Consider the following 22,772-nt stretch of genomic DNA (forward strand, 5'->3'; position numbering starts at 1 on the left):
TCAGTTGCTTTGCGCAGCCCTGGCGGCTTGCAGCTGCCGAGCCTGTTCGGTCAGGCGGAGCTTTTCCTCGGGGCTCATCGCTTCCATGCGCAAGCGGACCTGGGCCATTTTTTCCAGTTGCCCCGGACTGCTCTCTAGCGCCCGCAAGGCCAGTGCCAGCGACGCCACGGTCGGATGATCGAAGACCAGGCCCGGGTGAATTTCGCACTGCAACAACTTGCGAATACCGGCCACCAACTTGATCACCAGCAGCGAATGACCTCCGGCGGCGAAGAAGTCACGATCGATGCCCAATCGCTCCAGCCCCAGCAATTGCGCCATGCGTGTGGCGAGCAATTGCTCCAGCGCATCGCGCGGCGCGGCGTCTTTGTCATCCGTTGCCGCACCCGCCAACTGCTGCAATGCCTTGCGATCGATCTTGCCGTTGACCAGTCGCGGGAACGCTTCGATCAGCTGCATGTGCTGGGGCACCATCACGCTGGGCAGGCGGGCGCTCAACCCGGCACGGGCGGCGTCCAACACGCCCGTGGCGCTACCCGGCTGCGCCACGATAAAGGCCAACAGTCCCTGCTCGACCGACGCCGCCGGCAGCACCAGGGCTTCGGCCACCTGCGGCATGCGCAGAAGCACCGCCTCGATCTCCGCCAGTTCAATACGGAACCCGCGCACCTTGACCTGCTGATCACGCCGACCGTACAGCTGGATCGCCCCATCCGTGCGATAACGCGCCAGGTCGCCGGTGCGATACAAACGCTGCGCCGGATCAAATGGACTCTGGATGAACGTCTGCTCATCGGCCTCGGCATTCAGATAGCCCCGACACAACTGCGCGCCGCCCAGGTACACCTCACCCAGCACGCCCACCGGCGCCAAGCGCAGATCGGCGTCCAGCACGTAAACCTGGTTGTTGCCCAGCACCTGAGTCAGCGCCGAACAATCGCCGACCGCGCCGTGCAGCGACAACGGATGAATCATTACTCCCACCGTGGCTTCGGTCGGCCCATAGTGGTTGAACACGCGGCAATCGCTGCGCAACCGGGCGATGCGCTCGATCAACGTCGCGGGGATCGGCTCGCCGCCCAGAATCAGCGTAAGCGGCAGTGTCGCCTGCTCACTGTCGAGCAGCGCCGCAAGGTGCGACGGCACGATTTTCAGGCAGTCGATCCGTTGCTGGCGCAGGTACCCGGCAAACAACGCGCCGTCCTGCATCTGCTCATCGCTGGCCACATGCAGGGTGGCGCCATTGAACAACGCGCCAAACAACGCCGTGTTGCCCAGGTCCGCCGCCACGGTGGAGCTGAAACCGACGTTTTTGCACTGTGCCAGCCCCAGGGCCTGGCTGGCCTGGGCGGTGTAGTTGAGCAATTGCCGATGCTCGATCACCACGCCTTTGGGCACCCCGGTGGAGCCGGATGTAAACAACACGTAGGCGATGTCGTTGCCCTGGGTGGCGAGCACCGGTAATGGCGCTGCCGACTGACTGAGTTCAGCCAATGTCAGCGCCTTGTACGGCTGCCCGTGCCAGGCCGGCAGATGCGTCGCATCGGTGAGCAACACGGCCGCGTCGGCCTGTTCCAGCATCAACGCCTGGCGCGCCTGGGGCCACTGCACATCCAAGGGCAGGTACGCCGCCCCTATGCGCCAGCTCGCCAGCATTGCAATCACCAGCTCCGCCGAGCGCGGCAACGCCAGCGCGACAATCGAACCCTGGCCCAGACCTTGGTCCTTGAGGCCCTGCGCTACACGGTCGACACGGGCTTGCAACTGGCCATAGCTCAAGTGCTGATGGGCGTCGGTCAGGGCGATGGCGTCCGGCGTACGAATCGCCAGCTCAGCGATGCGCTGCGGCAGATAACGGCCATCCGCCAATGCCTGCATCGGCGGATTGATCGCCCGCAAGCGCTGCTCCTCGCTGCGACTGAGCACATTGAGCTGCGCCAGTGCGGTTTGCGGGGCGGCAAGGATCGACGCCAACAGCACGCCGTACTGTTCCAGCACGACGCCGGCCGATGCGGGCGAATAACGCGAACCGGCGTAAGACAGATTGACCGCGGCAAGCCGCTGGGCATCGTCCAATTGAACCTGTAGCAGCAACTCGAACGCATCGGCCTGCACAAGCGTTGGCTCCGGCGCCCAGTTCAAGCCGTCACGGTTCCTTGCACCGCTCGCCTGCCCCAGGGTAAAGCCATAGGCCGGGCGTGCGTCAGGCGCCAGGTCCGGGGTCCAGTATTCCTGCCAGGTACGATGGGCTTCGAGGCCCGCCGCCAGTTCGCTCAACCACTCACTGAACGCCACGCTGGCGGGCAACGAAACGCAAAGCGGCAGGGTTTTCTCGAACACGCCCACGGCATTGGCGAAGTATTCATAGTCGCCACGGCTGTCATGGCGCACGCCGACCAGCGCCTGCTCAAGCCCGCTCAAACGTCCCAGCAGCACCCACCACGCGCCTTGCAGCAGCGTGGCAAGCGTCTGGCCGAGCTGCTCGGCCAGACGTTGCAAAGCGTCACGCTGGGCAGATTCCAGCGTCAACGACACGCACCTGTCGCCTGCACCGGTCTCACTGCCGGCGCTGCGTGCGGCCAACCACGGCGTGGCGATGTCCGTCTGCACACCGTGCAGGTGTTGCTGCCAGTAGCTGCGTCCGGTGGCGGCATCTTCATCCAGCACCACCTCACTGCGCCATTCCAGGTATTGGGTGAACTCGCCCGGCGCGTCGTCTTCCGTTCCCTGGATCCCGGCGTAGGCTTGCTGCACCTGCTCAAGCAGCAGATTCAGGGATTGCCCATCGGCACAGCAGCGGGCGATGCCCAGCACCAGTTGCCATTGCCGTGGCGCCAGACGATAAAGCCCGGCCTGGAGGCTTTCCGATTCGCAGAGCACAAAAGCGCGACCCATCGAATCCTTGATCTGCGCCTGGATGTCCTCGGCCTGTTGCTCGCTGGCCTGTACTGTCAGCGGGAAGCGAGCGGCGCTGGCGGCGGCCTGGCGCCAACCGTGGAAACCGGCGACTTTGCCCAGCCGCGCCAACAGCATCGGCTGTTGCGCCAGCAGCGTATCGAACGCGACCTGCAAGCGCTGCGGATCGAGATCGCCGTCGATCACCACGTTCAGCCAGCGCAACGCCTCGCCACAGGTCGCCGTGGGCGACAGTTGTTCGAGCAGCGTTTGTTGCTCGGGCGTCAGGGGGAAACTTGGGGCCTGTTGATCCATCCTTGCTTCGCTCATGCTCCGGTTTCCTCCAGATTGCGCCGGCCCTGAATCGCGTGCCCGGCACTGGCCGGGTTGTCCAGAGCGCTACGGTCGTACATATCGCCCATGGCTACCACGATCTTGCGCGGGCCCTCGAACGGGTCGCGGGCGTGGGCCACCAGCATGTTGTCCAGCAGGATCACATCGCCTTTTTGCCAGTCGAAACGCACCGCGCAGGCTTCATACAGCTCACCGATACGCGCCATCACCTCGTCTTCAATCGGTGTGCCGTCGCCGTAATACACATGCCGAGGCATGCGCTCCAGGCCGAACATCGACAACAGGTCCTCCCGCACGTCCGGGTCCAACCAATAAATGTGATGCAATTGCACCTGGTTGAAGAACGACTTCTCTCCAGTGATCGGGTGCGTGATGATCGCGGGCCCCGGTGTGCGGGTCTGCAACTCGTCGTTATCGAGCCAGCGCCATTGGATGCCGCCCGCCCGACAGCGGGCCTCCACTTCAAGGCGGTCTTCGGTCTTGAAGAAGTGCTGCCACGACACGTCGAGTTTGTCGGTGAAGGTGCGTACGTACAGCAACCCTTTGTCTTCGAACTTCTCGCGAAGGTCCGCCGGCAGTCGTTCATACATCAACCGGCAATCCACCACCGGGGTCGCGCCGCCTACGGGTGCGGCTTGCTCGCAATAGAACATCTGCTTGCGCGGCCAGCGGTCCTGATGGGAGCTTTCGTTGTGGAACAGGATCATCTTGCGCTCGGGGTACGGCGTGGAACGGTAGGTGTTCTTGCCGCCTTCTTTCTTCGGCAGGTCGCCGTACTGACCATAAAGCCCTGGCTGTACCGCTTCGGCGAACGCTTCGAAACCCTGGATACCGTCCAGCGCGAAACCGCGGAACAGAATGCCCGCATGTTCGGCCAGCTTCTGCTCGAGCAGCGGCCGGTTCTGGTGGATCCACTCGATGACATCCAGATGGGGCTCGCCCGGCTCCAGCATCAAGGGAAAGCGCTGCGGTGCAGCCACCAGTGATTCACGCACCCGCGCCGCACGAGGCTTGGCGAGCGGTGTCACGGAACGCTTGAGAAACTTGCCCAATTTGTCGGCCTTGGGCCCCGGGACGGTGGCAGGCGTGACGGCCGCCGCCATGTTGTCGACTGGCATGCTGATAGCTCCCAATTGAATGTCCTGATCAGCGACGATCTGTTCCAACAGGGCTGTCCAGGCCTGAATCAGGTGCTGAATGCGCTCATGTCCGAACAAGGTTGTGGCGAATTGCCAATTACCGCGCAATTGCCCTTCTTCTTCGTCAACGAACAACGCCATATCGAATTTAGAATGGGTCTCGAGCGCTGGCAGCAGTTCCACGCTCAACCCCGTCATGGAGCGGGTGCGCACCGGCACGTTGTTCATCACGAACAACACCTGGAGCAACGGGTTCATGCCCTTGTGTCGCGGTACGCCCGAGGCTTCGACAATCTGGTCGAACGGCAAGTCCTGATGCTCCAGGGCACCGAGCAGGTTGTCCTGGGTCTGCCCCAGGAAGCGCGAGAACGTGGCCCCGGCGTCGAAACGCGAACGCAGGGGCAGTACGTTGACGAAGAAACCGATCAGCCGCTCCAGCTCAGGCTGTTCACGACCCGCCACGTCGGCCCCGACCACCAGGTCTTGCGCGTCGCAGAGCCGATGCAACAACACCTGGAAGGACGCCAGCAGCGTACTGTACAGCGTGACACCGGCCTCGCTGGCTAACCGGCGCAAGGCCCCGCTCAGCGCGGTGGAAAGCTGGAACTGCAACGCATCGCCGTCGTAGGACGCCGTCTGGCCCCGGGGGCTGCTCAGCGGCAAGTCCAGGCGCCCTTCGTAGCCGCCGAGCCGGTGTTTCCAGTACTCGGCCTGTCGCGCCAGTACGCCCTGCTCCTCCAGCGCCTGTTGCCACAGCGCGAAGTCATGGTACTGAACCTCCAGGGGCGGCAGCGGCATCGGTTCACCCTTGAGGGATGCCTCGTAGACCTGCACCAGTTCGTTGATCAACAGCCCCATCGACCAGCCATCGGAGATGATGTGGTGCATGGCATACAACAACACGTGCTCGGTCGGCCCCAGGCGCAGGATCCGCCCGCGCAACAGCGGTGCCTGTTCCAGGTCGATGGGGATGCGCGCGTTTTCCAGCGTCGCCCGGGCCACTTGTTCCTGCTGGGCACTGGGCGACAGGCCAGAGAGGTCGATCACCGGGAAGTCCAGTTGCACCTCATCGGCAATCAGCGCCAGCGGATCGCCTTCTTCGTCCTGGACATACGCGGTGCGCAGTACGTCATGACGGCGAGCCACATCGGCAAAGCTGCTCATCAGGTGCGCCAGCGACAACTCGCCGCACAGGCGCAGCGCCATGGGCATGCCATAGGCCGACGTGCCGCCGGACAATTGTTCGGCGATCCACAAACGTCGCTGCACCAACGACAGCGGTGCCGAACGTCGCGGCCCATGGGCCTTGAGCCGGACCTCATGGGAATCGCCCGCCCGGACCGGCCCATCGGCAGTGCCGGCCATCAGGACCGCCAGCGCCTTGAGCTGCGGATGATTGAACAAGTCACGCAGGCTCAGCGGATAACCCGTCAGCTTGCGCAAACGCGAGACCGCCTGGGTTGCCAGCAAGGAGTGGCCACCGCGCTCGAAGAAATGGTCATTGCGACCGACCTGTTCCACTTCCAGCACCTCTTGCCAGATACCGGCGATCTGTTGCTCCAGTTCGCTGACGGGCGCCTCGTAACCGCTTTGCGACAACCCGGTCTCCACGGCCGGCAGGGCCTTGCGGTCGAGCTTGCCGTTGGGCGTCAGCGGCAATTGTTCGAGGAACAACAGGTGCGCCGGGATCATGTAGTCCGGCAGGTGTTCCTTGAGGCCTGCCTTGAGCTGGGCGCGCAGCTTGCTTTCGTCCTGTTGCAACGCCGCAGCGACCACGTAGGCCACCAGTTGCTGACCGCCCGGGGCGTCCTGGGCCAGGACCGCCACGTCACGCACCTCAGGCTGTTGCAGCAGCCGCGCTTCGATTTCCCCCAGCTCGATACGGAAGCCACGGATCTTCACTTGATGGTCGATGCGGCCCTGGTATTCGAGCACGCCATCGACGCGGTAACGGCTCAGGTCGCCCGTGCGGTACAGGCGTTCGCCGGCGGTGGAGAACGGGTTGGGCACGTATTTTTCGGCGGTCATCGCCGCGCGGCCAAGGTAGCCACGGGTGATGCCCGCGCCACTCAGGTACAGCTCTGCCGAAACGCCTTGGGGGACTGGTTGCAGGTCGGCGTCGAGCAGGTAGCTGGCAGTGTGCTTGAGGGGCCGGCCGATGTTCGCCGTGCCGCCGGGGGTGCGGCGGGTCCAGGTGGAATAGGTGGTGTCCTCGGATGGGCCGTAGAGGTCGTAGACATGCGCTATCCCTTGTGGGAGCGAGCTTGCTCGCGATGGCGTCCTGTCAGTTGGCCCATGGGCGTCTGATCCACCGCTATCGCGAGCAAGCTCGCTCCCACAGTTGGCATCTGCGTACAGACTGTCGACCAGGCTTTGCTTCAGTGGCTCACCGGCCAGGTTGATGATGCGCACGCTGGCCGGGATCTCATCGCTGCGCTGCAACGCAGCAATCGCCGAGGGCACGGTGTTGATCAGGCGTACCTGATCGCGGGCCGGCAGTTGCGGCAATTCCAGGGCATTGCGGGCGATGATCAGCGAGCCGCCGTTGGCCAGGGTCACGAACAGCTCCCACACCGACAGATCGAAACACACCGACGTGGAGGCCAATACACCCTGGATGTCGTCGCGGCTGTAGACCGATTTGGACCAGTCGATCAGCGCCAGCACGTTGCGATGGGCAATCGCCACGCCCTTGGGCTTACCGGTGGAACCGGAGGTGTAGATGACGTAGGCGAGATTGTCTGGCGTGACGCTGCTGTGCGGTGCGCTCAATGGATAGCGTGAAAGATCGAGCTGGTCGAGCATCAGCACGGCGGTTTCAGCCGGCACGCTCAGCGTCGCCGCCACCGCTTGCTCAGTCAGCAACACCCGCGCACGGCTGTCGTCGAGCATGTAGGCCACGCGCTCGGCCGGGTAATCCGGATCCAGCGGCACGTAGGCGCCACCGGCCTTGAGCACTGCCAGCAAGGCGATCAACAGGTGCTCGGAGCGTGGCATTGCCACGCCCACTCGCACTTCCGGGCCCACCCCCAACTCGATGAGTTTATGGGCCAGGCGATTGGCGCGACCGTCGAGTTCGCTGTAGCTCAGGCGCGTGTTGGCGAAGGTCACCGCCAGGGCATCTGGCGTGGTTTCAACCTGACGAGCAATCATCTGGTGAATGCACAGCGCTTGCTCGAACGGTGCGTCCACCGGGTTCCAGTCATGGGTCAGGCGCTGATGCTCATCGAACTCCAGCATCGACAGTTCACCCAGGCAGCCCTCGCCATGGGCGGCCATCTGGCCCAGCAGTTGCGTCAGATGCGCCGCCAGTCGCGCCACGGTGGCGGGCGCAAAACTGGCCCGCTGGTAGCTCATGTGCACCGACAGTTGCCGATCCAATCCCACCAACAGCGTCAACGGGTAGCTGGTCTGTTCCTGGGTGAGCGGCGGACCAAAGCGCAAACCGTCCGGCGCGCCCTGCTCCAGGGCCTGGGCAATCGGATAGTTTTCGAACACCAACAGGCTGTCGAACAGCGCTTCACCGCCCTGCCCGGCCCAGCGTTGGATGTCCAGCAACGCGGTGTGCTCGAACTCGCGCAGCGCCAGGTTTTGCGCCTGCACCGTTTGCAGCCAGCTGTCCAACGATTGCTCGGCCCGTGGGCTGGCGATCACCGGCAAGGTGTTGATGAACAGGCCGATCTGCTGCTCGATGCCCGGCAGGTCCGTCGGACGACCGGCCACGGTTGCGCCGAAAGCCACGGTGTCTTTGCCGGTGTAACGCTGCAACAGCAGCAGCCACGCGGCCTGCACCAAGGTGTTGACGGTGACTTTCGAGGTGCGGGCGAAGGCTTCCAGGCGCCGGGTCAGCGCTTCGTCCAGGACCTGCACGTGGTCGCCATAACCGGCGCTGGCCTGGGCCGGTGATGCAACGGCATCGGCCAGTCGGGTCGGGGCCTCCAAGCGTTGCAGCGCAGGGGTCCAGAACGCTTCGCTGGCCGCCGCATCCTGGCGTTGCAACCAGGCGATGTAGTCCCGGTAGCGGCTGCCCGATGCGGCGACGGGTTGGCCGCTGTAGCGTTGCAGCACTTCGCCGAGCAATTGCGAGTTGCTCCAGCCGTCCATCAGGATGTGATGACAGGTGTAGATCAAGTGGTAGCGGTCCTCTGCCACGCGTGTCACCACCAGGCGCAGCAAGGGCGCCGCCTCCAGCTCGAAACCCTGTTGGCGCTGCGCCAGGGCAAGGGTGTCGAGGTCCTGGGACAGCTGCGCACTGGCGCGCCAGTCATGGAACAGGAAGGCAACGTCCAGCTGTTTGTGCACGACCTGCAGTGCACGCTTGAATTCACCTTCCCAGACGAAACTGCTGCGCAGCACTTCATGGGCGTCCAGGGCCGCCTGCCAGGCCTGGCGGAAGCGCTCGACGTCCAACCCTTCGACATCCACCCGCAACTGATTGATGTAGTTGCCGGCCTGTTGCTCATACAACGTATGGAACAGCATGCCTTGCTGCATGGGCGACAACGGATAAATGTCTTCGACTTGCCGGGGCGCCAGTGGCAACGCGTCCAGCTCAGCCTGGGTCAACCCGGCCAGCGGGAAGTCCGACGGCGTGAAGCCTTGGTGCGGTGCCTGGCAGCAGTGTTCGATCAGGGCCTGCAACTCTCGGCCGTAGTCCAGGGCCAGCGCCTGGATCGTCGATTCGTTGAACATCTGCGTGCTGAACGTCCAGTCGATGCTCAGTTCGCCGGCGTAGACACTGCCATTGAGGGTCAACCAGTTATCCAGCGGCGCCAGCGGGCTCTGTGGTGCGCCCGCCGATTCAATGGCCGGGATAAACAAGCCGTCGGCATCATCGGCGAATCCGCTGTCGAACTGGCCCAGATAGTTGAAGGTGATGCGTGGCAGCGGCAACGCCTGGAGGGTACGCCGGGTCGGCTCATCCCCCAGGTAGCGCAGCACACCGAATCCGAGCCCTTTGTCGGGTATCGCCCGCAATTGCTCCTTGATGGTCTTGAGCGAATCCCCGGCGGTCGCGGCCGGCGTCAAGCGCACCGGGAACAGGCTGGTGAACCAGCCGACGCTACGACTCAGGTCCAGGTCATCGAACAGCGCCTCACGGCCGTGACCCTCCAGCTGAATCAAGGTCGAGGCGTCGCCGGTCCAGCGGCCAATCACCCGGGCCAGGGCCGTCAACAACAGATCGTTGACCTGGGTGCGGTAGGCCGCCGGCGCCTGCTGCAAGAGTTGTCGGGTCTGGTTTTTATCCAACCGCGTCTGAACCTGCGCCCCATGGCACCTGCGCAGTTCGCCCTCGGGCCGATCGCAAGGCAAATCGGCGCGAGCGCCCTGCAGTTGCCCTTGCCAATAGGCCATTTGGGCCTGTAAAGCCGCACTGCCGGCATGCCCCTGCAACCGTTGCGCCCAAGCCTGGGTGGCACTGGTCTTGGCGGGCAGTTTCAGGGCCTGGCCGGCCTGCAGTTGTTGATAAGCCTGTTGCAGGTCTTCCAGCAGAATGCGCCAGGACACCCCGTCCACCACCAGGTGATGGATCACCAGCAACAGCCGCTGGCTGCCATCGGCCAGGCTCGCCAAAACCCCGCGCAACAGCGCACCGCTCTGCAGTTCGAGACTGCGCTGGGCCTGTTCGGCCAACCGTTCAAGCGCCGCAGCATCTGCCACCTCGGCGGTCCACAACAGCGGTGAGCGTTGCCAAAGCGCCTGCTGCTCGGCGAGGCTTTGATGGCGAGCGGTCCAGGCGTCGTTCTCACGGGTGAAGGCCAGGCGCAAGGCATCGTGGTGGGCAACCAACGCCTGCAACGCCTGCTCCAGATGAGCGGCGTCCACTGGCCGCAGCCCCTTGAGCAGCACCGATTGGTTCCAGTGATGCGGCTCGGCCATGTCCTGTTCGAAAAACAGTTGCTGGAACGGCAGCAACACCGCGTCGCCCATCACCGGGCCCTGGTCGATGCCCGGGCCGCTGTCCCCCTGGGTCGCCACACTGGCAAGGCCCTGGATGGTCTGGTGGACGAACAGCTCCTTGGGACTGAAATGAATCCCGGCCTGCCGCGCCCGACTGACCATCTGGATCGAGATAATCGAATCGCCCCCCAGCTCGAAGAAGTTGTCACCCACCCCCACTTGCTCGCGCCCGAGCACGCTTTGCCAGATCGCGGCCAGGGTCTGTTCGAGGGCGGTGATCGGTGCGATGTAAGCCTTGGGGCTGGCACTGATATCGGCTTTTGGCAGCGCCTTGCGCTCCAGTTTGCCGTTGGGGCTGACGGGCATTTTTTCCAGCCACACCCAGTGCTGCGGCACCATGTAGCCGGGCAGGGACTGGCTCAAATGGTCCTTGAGGCGACCTTGCAGCGCCTGGCGGACGGTGTCTTCGGCGCTCAGCAGTTCTGCGCGGGCTGGCACCAGGTAGGCCACCAGCAAGGTGCCGTCCTGGGCGATGACGACGGTTTCGCGCACCTCGGCGTGCTCGGCCAGGCGCGCTTCGATTTCCCCCAGCTCAATGCGCAAGCCACGGATTTTCACCTGATGGTCCATGCGCCCGGCGTATTCGATCACGCCATCGGTGCGGTAGCGCGCCAGGTCACCGGTGCGATACAGCCGCTGACCGTGACCGAAGGGGCCGGTCACGAACCGCTCGGCCGTCAGCGCTGCACGTCGATGGTAACCACGGGCCAAGCCCTCCCCCGCAAGGTACAACTCTCCAATCACCCCCATCGGTACCGGCGCTAATTCATCATCCAGAATGTAGGTGCCCAGGTTGGCAATCGGCTGGCCGATCGGCACGCTGTCGCGCCCCTCCTCGACACAGGTCCAGTGGGTGACGTCGATGGCGGCCTCGGTCGGGCCGTAGAGGTTGTACAGGCCGGCGCTCGGCAGTTTGGCGAACACCTGCTGCTGCGCATCCACCGGCAGGGCTTCGCCGCTGCACACGATCCGCTTCAGGCTGGAGCATTGGACCACGTGTGGGTCTTGCACAAACGCCTGCAACATCGACGGCACGAAGTGCAGCGTGGTGATGCGCTGCGCGGTGATCAGTTCGATCAGTTGCGTCGGGTCGCGATGAGCGCCCGGCGCGGCCACCACCAGCGTCGCGCCGGTCAACAATGGCCAGAAGAATTCCCATACCGACACGTCGAAACTGAACGGCGTTTTTTGCAGCACGCTGTCCGTGGCATCAAGCCCATAGGCCTGCTGCATCCAGCACAGCCGATTGACCAGGGCCGAGTGCCGATTGCCCGCGCCCTTGGGCTTGCCGGTGGAACCGGAGGTGTAGATCACATACGCCAGGTTTTCAGCGTGAACCTCGACGTCCGGATTCGTCTCGCGAGCTGCGTACACCCCGTCGCCAGGCAGGTCCAGCACCAGGCTGCGCAACCCGTCCGGGATCGGCAACTGCTCCAACAGATGCTGCTGGGTCAGCAGCAAACCGATGCCGCTGTCTTCGAACATATAGGCCAGGCGATCCCGTGGGTATTCTGGGTCCAGCGGCACATAGGCACCGCCGGCCTTGAGAATCGCCAACAGCCCCAGGACCATTTCCATCGAACGTTCCACGGCGATGCCCACCAGCACATCCGGGCCCACGCCATGCTCGATCAATGTGTGCGCCAAGCGATTGGCCCGGGCGTTGAGCTCGCCGTAGCTCAGGCGTTGCTCACCGAACACCAGGGCCGCAGCATCCGGGGTCCTGCGCACCTGCTCTTCGATCAGCCCCTGGACACTGCGCTCGAGCGGGTATAAAACCGCCGTCGCATTCCAGTCGACGAGCATCTGCCGACGTTCGTCATCGTCCAGTAACGTCCACTGCGCAATGGGCCGGTGCAGGTCCTGCACCATGCCTTGCAACAGGTTGAGCCAATGCTGGCCCATGCGCTCGAGGGTGGCCGGCTCGAACAGGTCGGTCGCGTAGATCAGCGCGGCATGCAGGCCTTGCGGGCTGTCGGTGGTTTCCAGGCTCAGGTCGAATTGTGCGGTGCGCTGCTCCCAGCCAAGGGGTTCGACCGCCAGGCCCGGCAATGCGTCTTCAAAGGCCGAAGCGGTTTCGTTGCGATGGTTGAACATGGCCTGGAACAGCGGGCTGTGGCTCAGGTTACGCTGCGGCTGCAAGGCATCGACCAATTGCTCGAACGGCAGGTCCTGATGCATCTGCGCGGCCATGGCCGTCTGCTTGAGCTGTTGCAGCAAACCGGCGCCGGTCAGATCGCTGTGGAATTCGGTCCGCAGCACCTGGGTATTGACGAAAAACCCGATCAAGCGCTCGGTTTCCAGGCGCTGGCGGTTGGCAATCGGCACCCCGACCCGGATGTCGGCCTGGCCACTGTAGCGGTGCAACAACGCTTGGAAAGAGCCGAGCAGCAGCACAAACAGCGTGACGTTTTCCCGTCGAGCCAGCGCTTTGAGGGCATCGCTCAACGCGCGATCCAGCACAATCGGCAAACGCGCGCCGCGCATGCTCTGCTGCGCCGGGCGCGGATGGTCGGTGGGCAGTTCCAGCAGCGGCTGCTCACCGCCCAGTTGCTCGGTCCAGTAGCCCAGTTGGCGATCCCGTTCACCGGCAGCCATCCATTGGCGCTGCCAGACGGCATAGTCGGCGTATTGCACCGCCAACGCTGGCAACTGCGCGGGCTGCCCCTGGGCGAAGGCCGAATACAGGCTCATCAGGTCGTCGACCATCACCTGCAAGGACCAGCCGTCAGACACGATGTGATGCAGGGTCAGCACCAAAATGTGCTCCTGCTCACCCAACGCCAGCAATGCCACGCGCAATAGCGCATCGTTCAAGAGGTCGAACGGGGCTTGCGTCTGCTGCTCGATGAAGGCCTGGATACTGGTCTCGTCATCGCCGGCCAGACGCTGTTCGACGAAATCGACCTGCCCTTGCGCACGGATCACCTGGCAGGTCACCCCATCGTCCTCCACGAACAGGGTGCGCAGGCTTTCGTGACGCGCCACCAGTGCTTCAAAGCTGCGACGCAGGGCCATTTTGTCCAGCACGCCACGCAGCCGCAGCGCTGTGGGAATGTTGTAGGCGGCGCTGTCGGGGTCCATTTTCCACAGGAACCATTGGCGCTCCTGGGCAAACGACAGCGGCAGTGGCTTGTCGCGGGGCACCGGCACCATCGCCAACGCTTGTTCACCGTGGCCCTGCTCGAAGGCACTGACAAAATCGCGCAACGTGCTGTGCTCGAACAGGCTGCGCAGCGGCACCTCGATACCCAGCGTGCGCCGGACCCGCGAGACCACTTGGGTGACCAACAGCGAATGCCCGCCCAATTCGAAGAAGTTGTCTTCCAGACCTACCCGCTCGAGCTTGAGCACCTCCTGCCAAATCGCCGCCACCTGCTGCTCAGGTTGACTGCGGGGCGCCACGTAAGCCTGTTGCAGATCTGTGGCGTCAGGGGCTGGCAACGCCTTGCGATCGACCTTGCCGTTGGGCGTCAACGGCAGTTGCGCCAGGAACACCAGGTGCGCCGGGACCATGTACTCGGGCAATTGCGCCTTGAGCGCGGCTTTGAGCGAAGCGCGTAACGAAGACTCGTCCGCGACTTCACCGTTCGCGGGCACCACGTAGCCCACCAGTTGCGCGCCGGTCGGGCCTTCATGGGCCACCACCACGGTTTCACGCACGCTCTCCTGGGCCAACAGTGCGGCTTCGATTTCCCCCAGTTCGATGCGCAAGCCGCGGATCTTGACCTGATGATCGATGCGGCCGATGTACTCGACCACGCCTTCGGCCCGATAACGGGTCAGATCGCCCGTGCGGTACAGCCGTTCGCCGGTGGCGGAGAACGGGTCCGGCACAAAACGTTCGGCGGTCAGGGCCGGGCGCTGGAAGTAGCCGCGAGCCAGGCCGTCACCACCGATCAGCAGTTCCCCCGGCGCGCCGGGCGGGTTGAGCGTCAGGTCGCTGCCGACCACGTACAGCGCGGTGTTGTCCAGGGGTTTGCCAAGGAACGGACGGCTGTTTTCAGGGCTCAACGGATGCAGCGCCGACCAGATCGTGGTTTCGGTCGGGCCGTAGAGGTTCCAGACCTTCGGCGAAAGCGCCAGCAGCCGTTGCGCCAACTCCTGGGGCAACGCCTCGCCACCGCACAGGAAGGTGCGACCGGCCAGCAGCGCAGATTGTTCATGATCGAGCAACATGCGCCAGCTCGAAGGGGTGGCTTGCAGCACCGTCACATCGTACCGTTCGATCAGCGCCAGCACCGCTTGCGGATCCTGGTGGACGTTCTGGCCGGTCAGCACGATGCTGGCTCCAGCCGACAACGGCCCGTAGATCTCCAAGCCAAAAATATCGAAGGAAAACGTCGTCAGCGACAGCATGCGATCACTGGCCGTGAGGCCCGGTTGGGCGATCATGCTGGTGATGAAATTGCTCAGCGCGCCATGGCGCACCATCACGCCCTTGGGTCTGCCGGTGGAACCTGAGGTGTAGATCACATAGGCCAGGTGTTCGCCAGTCAGCGACACGGCCGGGCAGGTTCGCGGGGCTGCTTGCAATGCAGCGTCCGGCCGGTCCAGCAGCAGGGTCCGCAGGGTCGCCGGGATCGGCAAGCGCGCCTGCAAACGGGCCTGGGTCAGCAGCAGCTCGATGCCGCTGTCCTGAATCATGTAGGCCAGGCGATCCTCGGGGTACGCCGGGTCGAGTGGCACGTAGGCACCGCCGGCCTTGAGGATCGCCAGCAGGCCGACAATCATCTCGACGCTGCGCTCCACGGCGATGCCCACGCGCTGGTCCGACATCACGCCCAAGGCCAGCAAACGGTGGGCGAGCTGGTTGGCGCGCGCGTCCAGTTGCCCGTAGGTCAGGGCCTGTCCATCGATGGTCAGCGCCAGTGCGTCCGGGGTCATGCGGGCCTGTTCGGCGATGCGCTGGTGCACACACGCCGCGGGGCCATGCTCAACCATGCGGCGCCAGTCGTGCTGTGTCAGACGCTGCTGGTCGGTGTCGAGCAACGGCAACTCGCCGATACGTTGCTGCGGCGCATCGACGATGCCTTGCAGCAGGTTCTGCCAGTGGCGGGCAAGGCGTTCGATGGTCTGCGCCTCGAACAGGTCGGTCGCATAGGTCAGTTCCGCGGCGACGCCCTGCTCGGTTTCATAAGTGCCCAGGGTCAAATCGAACTGGGCCGTGCGCCCTTCCCATACCAGGTCCTCGATGCGCAATTGCGGCAAGTGCATTTGCCGGGCCTGGGCATCACCCGAGGTCTGATGGTTGAACATGACCTGGAAGATCGGGCTGTGGCTCAGGCTGCGCTCCGGTTGCAGGGCTTGGATCAACTGCTCGAACGGCAAGTCCTGATGCGCCTGGGCCGCCATCGCCGATTGCTTGACCTGATCGAGCAAGCGCTCGAACGGCAACTGTCCATCGACATGGGCGTTGAGCACCTGGGTGTTGACGAAAAAGCCGATCAGGCCCTCGGTCTCGACCCGGTTGCGGTTGGCCACCGGCACCCCGACGCGGATCTGCGGCTGGCCGCTGTAGCGGTGCAACAAGGCTTGGAACGAGGCCAGCAACACCATGAACAGGCTGGCCCCTTGGCGCTGGGCCAACTGCTTGAGCGCTGCCCCCAGTTGCGGCGGCAGGTTCAGGTCCAGCCGCGCACCGCGAAAGCTTTGCACGGGCGGGCGCGAATGGTCGAACGGCAACTCCAGCACCGGCTGTTCGCCGCCCAGGGTCTTGACCCAATAGGCCAACTGGCGCTCGCGCTCACCGGCCTCGAGCCAGTGACGCTGCCAGATCGCGTAGTCGGCGTATTGCACGGTCAATTCCGGCAACACCAGTGACTCGCCGGCCGTATCGGCGGCGTAGTGGCGGACCAGCTCATCCACCAGCACCTGCATCGACCAGCCATCGGCAACGATGTGGTGCTGGATCAGCACCAGCACATGATCGCCCTCGGCGATTTTCAACAGCGAAACCCGCAACAACGGCCCTTGACGCAAATCGAACGGGCGGGCGATTTCGCGCTCGACGAAAGCCTTGATGCTGTCGTCCTGGCTGGCCGGTGAACCGGCGGGCAGCGCCTGGACCGCAACACACAATGGCATCTGCGGGTGGATGACCTGCACAGCTTGCTCACCGCGCTCGATGAAGGTGGTGCGCAAGCTTTCGTGGCGCTCGACCAGTGCGTTGAAGCTGCGCTCCAGGGCCGGCACGTCCAGTGGCCCTTTGAGGCGCAAGGCACTGGGAATGTGATAAGCCGAGCTGTGAGGGTCCATCTGCCACAGGAACCACTGACGTTCCTGGGCGTAGGACAGCGCGATGTTTTCGAACCCGCAACGGACCTCGGGAATCGGCAGGTTGGCCGGCGAGACGCCCTCTTCGAGCATCTTTTCCAGGTACAGCTTACGTTTGTCCAGCGGCAGAGTGATAAAGCGCTTGGCGATCCTCAAAGCAACACTCTTGTCCATCAGACTTCCTCCATTTCATCAAGCAGGGCTTCCAGCTTGTTCAGTTTCTGTTCATTGATTGGCCCATCCCCGGTGTCGAGTTGCGCGACAAAATCCCCCAGGACGGGGTGCTGGAAAATCAGTTGCGGGGTCAGCGTCAGCCCCAGTTCGAGCGCCATGCGCGAGACGGCATTGACCGCCAGCAGCGAATGGCCGCCCAGCTCGAAGAAGTGATCGTTCAAGCCCACGCGATTCAACGTGAGCACTTCGGCCCAGATCGCCGCGACCTGCTGTTCCAGGTCACTGACCGGCGCGACATAACCAACTTGTAAAAGGCCGGTGTCCACGTCCGGCAGCGCCTTGCGGTCGAGCTTGCCGTTGGGGGTCAGGGGCAGTTGATCGAGGAACAGCAGGTGCGCGGGGATCATGTAGTCGGGCAGGTGTTCCTTGAGCCCGGCCTTGAGTTGCTCGCGCAGTGCACGTTGGGCTTCGCTGGCATCCAGGTTCAGCGCCGCAGCGACCACGTAGGCCACCAGTTGCTGACCGCCCGGGGCGTCCTGGGCCAGGACCGCCACGTCACGCACCTGGAGTTGTTGCAACAGCCGCGCTTCGATTTCCCCCAGCTCGATACGGAAGCCACGGATCTTCACTTGATGGTCGATGCGGCCCTGGTATTCGAGCACGCCATCGACGCGGTAACGGCTCAGGTCACCGGTGCGGTACAGGCGTTCGCCGGCCGTGGAGAACGGGTTGGGCAGGTATTTTTCGGCGGTCATCGCCGCGCGGCCAAGGTAGCCACGGGTGATGCCCGCGCCGCTCAGGTACAGCTCTGCGGAGACGCCTTGGGGGACTGGTTGCAGGTCGGCGTCGAGCAGGTAGCTGGCGGTGTGTTTGAGGGGCCGGCCGATGTTCGCCGTGCCGCCGGGGGTGCGACGGGTCCAGGTGGAATAGGTGGTGTCCTCGGATGGGCCGTAGAGGTCGTAGACATGCGCTATCCCTTGTGGGAGCGAGCTTGCTCGCGATGGCGTCCTGTCAGTTGGCCCATGGGCGTCTGATCCACCGCTATCGCGAGCAAGCTCGCTCCCACAGTTGGCATCTGCGTACAGACTGTCGACCAGGCTTTGCTTCAGTGGCTCACCGGCCAGGTTGATGATGCGCACGCTGGCCGGGATCTCATCGCTGCGCTGCAACGCGGCAATCGCCGAGGGCACGGTGTTGATCAGGCGTACCTGATCGCGGGCCGGCAGTTGCGGCAATTCCAGGGCATTGCGGGCGATGATCAGCGAGCCGCCGTTGGCCAGGGTCACGAACAGCTCCCACACCGACAGATCGAAGCACACTGACGTGGAGGCAAGTACACCCTGGATGTCGTCGCGGCTGTAGACCGATTTGGACCAGTCGATCAGCGCCAGCACGTTGCGATGGGCAATCGCCACGCCCTTGGGTTTACCGGTGGAACCAGAGGTGTAGATCACGTAAGCGAGGTTGTCTGGCGTGACGCTGCTGTGCGGTGCGCTCAATGGATAGCGTGAAAGATCGAGCTGGTCGAGCATCAGCACGGCGGTTTCAGCCGGCACGCTCAGCGTCGCCGCCACCGCGTCTTCGGTCAGCAGCACCCGAGCACGGCTGTCGTCGAGCATGTAGGCCACCCGCTCGACCGGATAATCCGGGTCCAGCGGCACGTAGGCGCCACCGGCCTTGAGCACCGCCAGCAAGGCGATCAGCAGGTGCTCGGAACGCGGCATCGCCACGCCGACGCGCACTTCCGGCCCCACACCCAGTTCGATGAGTTTATGGGCCAGGCGATTGGCGCGGCCGTCCAGTTCGCTGTAGCTCAGTTGGTTTTTGGCGAAGGTCACCGCCAGAGCATCCGGCGAGGCTTGGGCCTGGCGGGCAATCATCTGGTGAATGCACAGCGCTTGCTCGAACGGTGCGTCCACCGGGTTCCAGTCATGGGTCAGGCGCTGATGCTCATCGAACTCCAGCATCGACAGTTCACCCAGGCAGCGCTCGCCATGGGCGGTCATCTGGCCCAACAGTTGGGTCAGATGTGCCGCCAATCGCGCGACGGTGGCGGGCGCAAAACTGGCCCGTTGGTAGCTCATGTGCACCGACAGTTGCCGATCCAATCCCACCAACAGCGTCAACGGGTAGCTGGTCTGTTCCTGGGTGAGCGGCGGACCAAAGCGCAAACCGTCCGGCGCGCCCTGCTCCAGGGCCTGGGCAATCGGATAGTTTTCGAACACCAACAGGCTGTCGAACAGCGCTTCACCGCCCTGCCCGGCCCAGCGTTGGATGTCCAGCAACGCGGTGTGCTCGAACTCGCGCAGCGCCAGGTTTTGCGCCTGCACCGCTTGCAACCAACTGTGCAGGGATTGCTCGGCCCGTGGGCTGGCGATCACCGGCAAGGTGTTGATGAACAGGCCGATCTGCTGCTCGATGCCGGGCAAATCCGCCGGACGACCGGCCACCGTCGCGCCGAAAGCCACCGTGTCTTTGCCGGTGTAACGCTGCAACAGCAGCAGCCACGCGGCCTGCACCAAGGTGTTGACGGTGACTTTCGAGGTGCGGGCGAAGGCTTCCAGGCGTCGGGTCAGTGCTTCGTCCACCACCTGGACATGATCGCCATAACCGGGCTGGGCCTGCGCCGGCTTCGCCATGACGTCGGCCAGGCGCGTCGGTGTCCCCAGGCGTTGCAGCGCAGGCGTCCAGAACGCTTCACTGATGGCCGCGTCCTGGCGTTGCAGCCAGGCGATGTAATCGCGGTAGCGACCCGCCGGACGGGCCACGCTGTCACCGCGGTAATGCTGCAACACTTCACCGAGCAACTGCGCACTGCTCCAGCCATCCATCAGGATGTGGTGGTTGGTGTAGAGCAGGTGATGCCGATCAGGGCCAATGCGTACCAGCACCAGGCGCATCAGCGGTGCCTGGGTCAGGTCCACGCCTTGGGCCCGTTCTTCATCGGCGAGGGTTTGCAGGGCGCCATCAATATCAGCCCGCCCGTTCCAGTCGAGCATACGGAACGGCACCTCGACCTGACGCTGGACGATTTGCACCGGCTGCTCCAGGTCACCCTGCCAGAAGAAGCCGCTGCGCAGGATGTCATGGGCATCGACCACCGCTTGCCAGGCCGCACGGAAACGCTGCGGATCGACGCCTTCGACGTCGAGGCGCATCTGGTTGATGTAGTCGCCGCCGCCCTGCCCGAGCAGGGAGTGAAACAGCATGCCCTGCTGCATCGGCGACAGCGGGTAGATGTCGTCGATGGCCTGAGGTACTTGGACCAGGGTGTCCAGTTGTGCTTGGGTCAGCCGCGCCAGGGGGAAATCCGACGGCGTCACGCCACCACTGTGGCTGTCGCAGCAATGGCCGATGAGCGCAGTGAGCTCTTGCACGTAGTCATCGGCCAGGCGCTGGATGGTCGCGGTATTGAACAGGTCGCCGCTGAAGGTCCAGCTCAAGTCCAATTCACCACCGAACACTTGGCCGTCAAGGGCCAGCGGGCTGCCCAGCGGACCTTGCAGGTTCACTTCCTCGCCGCCGCGCTCTTTGGTCGGCACGAACAAGGCATCGGCGGCCGCATCGAAACTGCCGTCGAACTGACCAAGGTAATTGAAGGTCAGTTGCGGTTTCGGCAAGGCTTGTAGGGTTTGACGTGCGGCGTCATCGCCCAGGTGCGCCAAGGCCCCGAAGCCAATGCCCTTGTTGGGGATGGCGCGCAGTTGCTCCTTGATCTGCTTCAGCGAGGCGCCCATCTCGGCGACCGGCGTCAAGCGAGCCGGGAACAGGCTGGTGAACCAGCCTACGGTGCGGCTCAGGTCGACGTGGGTGAACAGATCTTCACGGCCGTGGCCTTCGAGTTGCACCCACACACTGTCATCGCCGGTCCAGCGCACCATCACCCGCGCCAGCGCCGTCAGCAGCAGGTCGTTGACCTGGGTGCGATAGGCCGCCGGGGCTTGCTGCAGCAATTGCCGGGTGAGGTTTTTGTCCAGTGCCGTGCGAATCGTCACGGCTTGGCCCTGTTGCTGCCCGCCCTGGGGGTTGTCCCACGGCAAGCCCGCCGGAGCGCCGTGCAACTGCTGCTGCCAAAAGCCCAGTTCGGCCTGCACGGGTGCGCTGGCGACATAGTCCTGCAACGCTGCCGTCCAGGCGTTGACCGCGCTGGTCTTGGCCGGCAGTTGCACCGCCGCACCGGCCAGGGCCTGCCGATAAGCGCTTTGCAGGTCTTCGAACAGTATCCGCCAGGACACACCGTCCACCACCAGGTGATGGACAATCAGCAATAGCCGCTGCGTGCCATCGGCAAGGTTCGCCAGCAGCGCGCGGATCAGCGGCCCGCCCGCCAGTCGCAGGCTGCGCTGGGCCTGGTTGCCCAGCACTTGCAGTGCGGCGAGATCGACGACGTCGGCTTGCCAGAGCAGCGTGTCGGCGGCCTGCGCCTCGACGTCACGGTAACGCGCGGTCCAGCGTTCGCCCTGCTCGATGAAGTCCAGGCGCAAGCTGTCGTGGTGCACGACCAGTGCGCCCAAGGCCTGTTCCAGCGCCTGCGCATCCAACGCCTGGGTCGGTTTGAGCATCACCGACTGGTTCCAGTGATGGCGGTCGGGGATCGGCTGGGTGAAGAACCAATGATGAATCGGCAGCAGCGCGGTTTCGCCGGTCGCGGGTTGCTGGTCGATCAATTGCAGCGGCGCGCCCGTCTGTACCACGGCGGCCAGGGCCTCGATGGTCTGGTGCTGGAACAGGTCCTTCGGCGTGAAGTGCATACCGACCAACCGAGCACGACTGACCACCTGGATCGAGACGATGGAATCGCCGCCCAGTTCGAAGAAGTTGTCCCGCAGGCCCACTTGCTCGAGCTTGAGCACGTCCTGCCAGATCGACGCCAGTTGCTGCTCCAGCGCGCTGCGCGGGGCCACGTAGGTTTGCTGCAATTGGCTGACGTCGGGCTTGGGCAGGTTCTTGCGGTCGAGCTTGCCGTTGGGGGTCAACGGCAGGCGGTCGAGCAGCAGCAGATAAGCCGGGACCATGTGTCCCGGCAGGGTCGCCTTGAGCTGGTCACGCAAGTGCTCGGCAAACACATCACCCACGGACTCATCGGCCACCACATAGGCCACCAGGCGCTTGCCGCTGCCAGCAGCACCTTCCTGGGCTACGACAACCGCTTCGCGCACGCCTTCAAGGGCTTGCAGGCTGGCTTCGACTTCACCCAGTTCGATGCGGAAGCCGCGGATTTTCACCTGGTTGTCGATGCGGTCCAGGTAATCGAAAGTGCCATCGGCGCGTTGGCGCACCAGGTCGCCGGTGCGGTAGAGCAAGCCGCCGCGGCTGAATGGGTCGGCGATAAATCGCTCGGCCGTCAGGCCCGGACGGTTCAGGTAACCCCGCGCCAACCCCGTACCGCCCAGGTACAGTTCGCCGGCCATGCCCTGGGGCAGCAGGTTCAAGTCAGCGTCGAGCACGTAGGCGCTGCGGTCGCCGATGCGGCTGCCGATGGGCGCATAGGCGGCGCCACACGCCACGTCGCGACCGGCCTTCCAGATCAGCGGCGTGACCACGGTTTCGGTCGGGCCGTAGCCGTTGATGATGTAGTCCGGGTCGAGGGCGCGCTTGACCCGTTCGAAGCTGGCATTGGGCACCGCATCGCCGCCAAAGCAGTAGATGCGCACCTTCGGCGGGTTGCCCTCGCGCTCGGCGTGTTCGGCCAGTTGTTGCAGGTACACCGGCGGGAACGCCACCACCGTCACGCCGTGCTCGCCCATGGCGTTGTAGGTCTGCTCCGGGGTCCACAGGCTGTCATCGCGAATCAGCAGCGAGGCGCCGTGGGTCAGGCTGGTGAGCCAGCGTTCATGGGCACCGTCGAAGGCGAACGACATGAAATGGAATTCGCAATCGCTGTCGCGCATCTCATAGCGTTCGCCGATGGCCTGGCAGTGCATCGCCAGCGGACCGTGAGCCACGCTCACGCCTTTCGGGTTGCCGGTGGAA

3 protein-coding genes (1 of these 3 only partly in view) are annotated in these 22,772 nt (G+C 64.2%); all 3 read right to left on the reverse strand.

Annotated features, from left to right (window positions below; genetic code table 11):
• Tightly spaced (each overlapping or abutting the next), the 3 genes in view from QMK47_RS19905 to QMK47_RS19915 form a layout consistent with a single transcriptional unit that may run on beyond the window.
• On the reverse strand, positions 1–3,225 hold the full coding sequence (locus QMK47_RS19905) for an amino acid adenylation domain-containing protein (protein WP_320389201.1): 3,225 nt from the start codon (positions 3,223–3,225) through the stop codon (positions 1–3).
• Positions 3,222–16,799, reverse strand: a complete 13,578-nt coding sequence (locus QMK47_RS19910; RefSeq protein ID WP_320389202.1) for a non-ribosomal peptide synthase/polyketide synthase — start codon at positions 16,797–16,799, stop codon at positions 3,222–3,224. Before QMK47_RS19910 ends, QMK47_RS19905 begins: the two co-directional genes overlap by 4 nt.
• On the reverse strand, positions 16,799–22,772 hold the final stretch of the coding sequence (locus tag QMK47_RS19915) for a non-ribosomal peptide synthase/polyketide synthase (protein ID WP_320389203.1). 6,560 nt of this gene lie beyond the right edge of the window; the window shows 5,974 of its 12,534 coding nt (coding positions 6,561–12,534); its start codon lies off the right edge, out of view; its stop codon occupies positions 16,799–16,801. Before QMK47_RS19915 ends, QMK47_RS19910 begins: the two co-directional genes overlap by 1 nt.

The organism is Pseudomonas sp. P9_35 (genome assembly GCF_034008205.1).
Taxonomy (GTDB): domain Bacteria; phylum Pseudomonadota; class Gammaproteobacteria; order Pseudomonadales; family Pseudomonadaceae; genus Aquipseudomonas; species Aquipseudomonas kilonensis.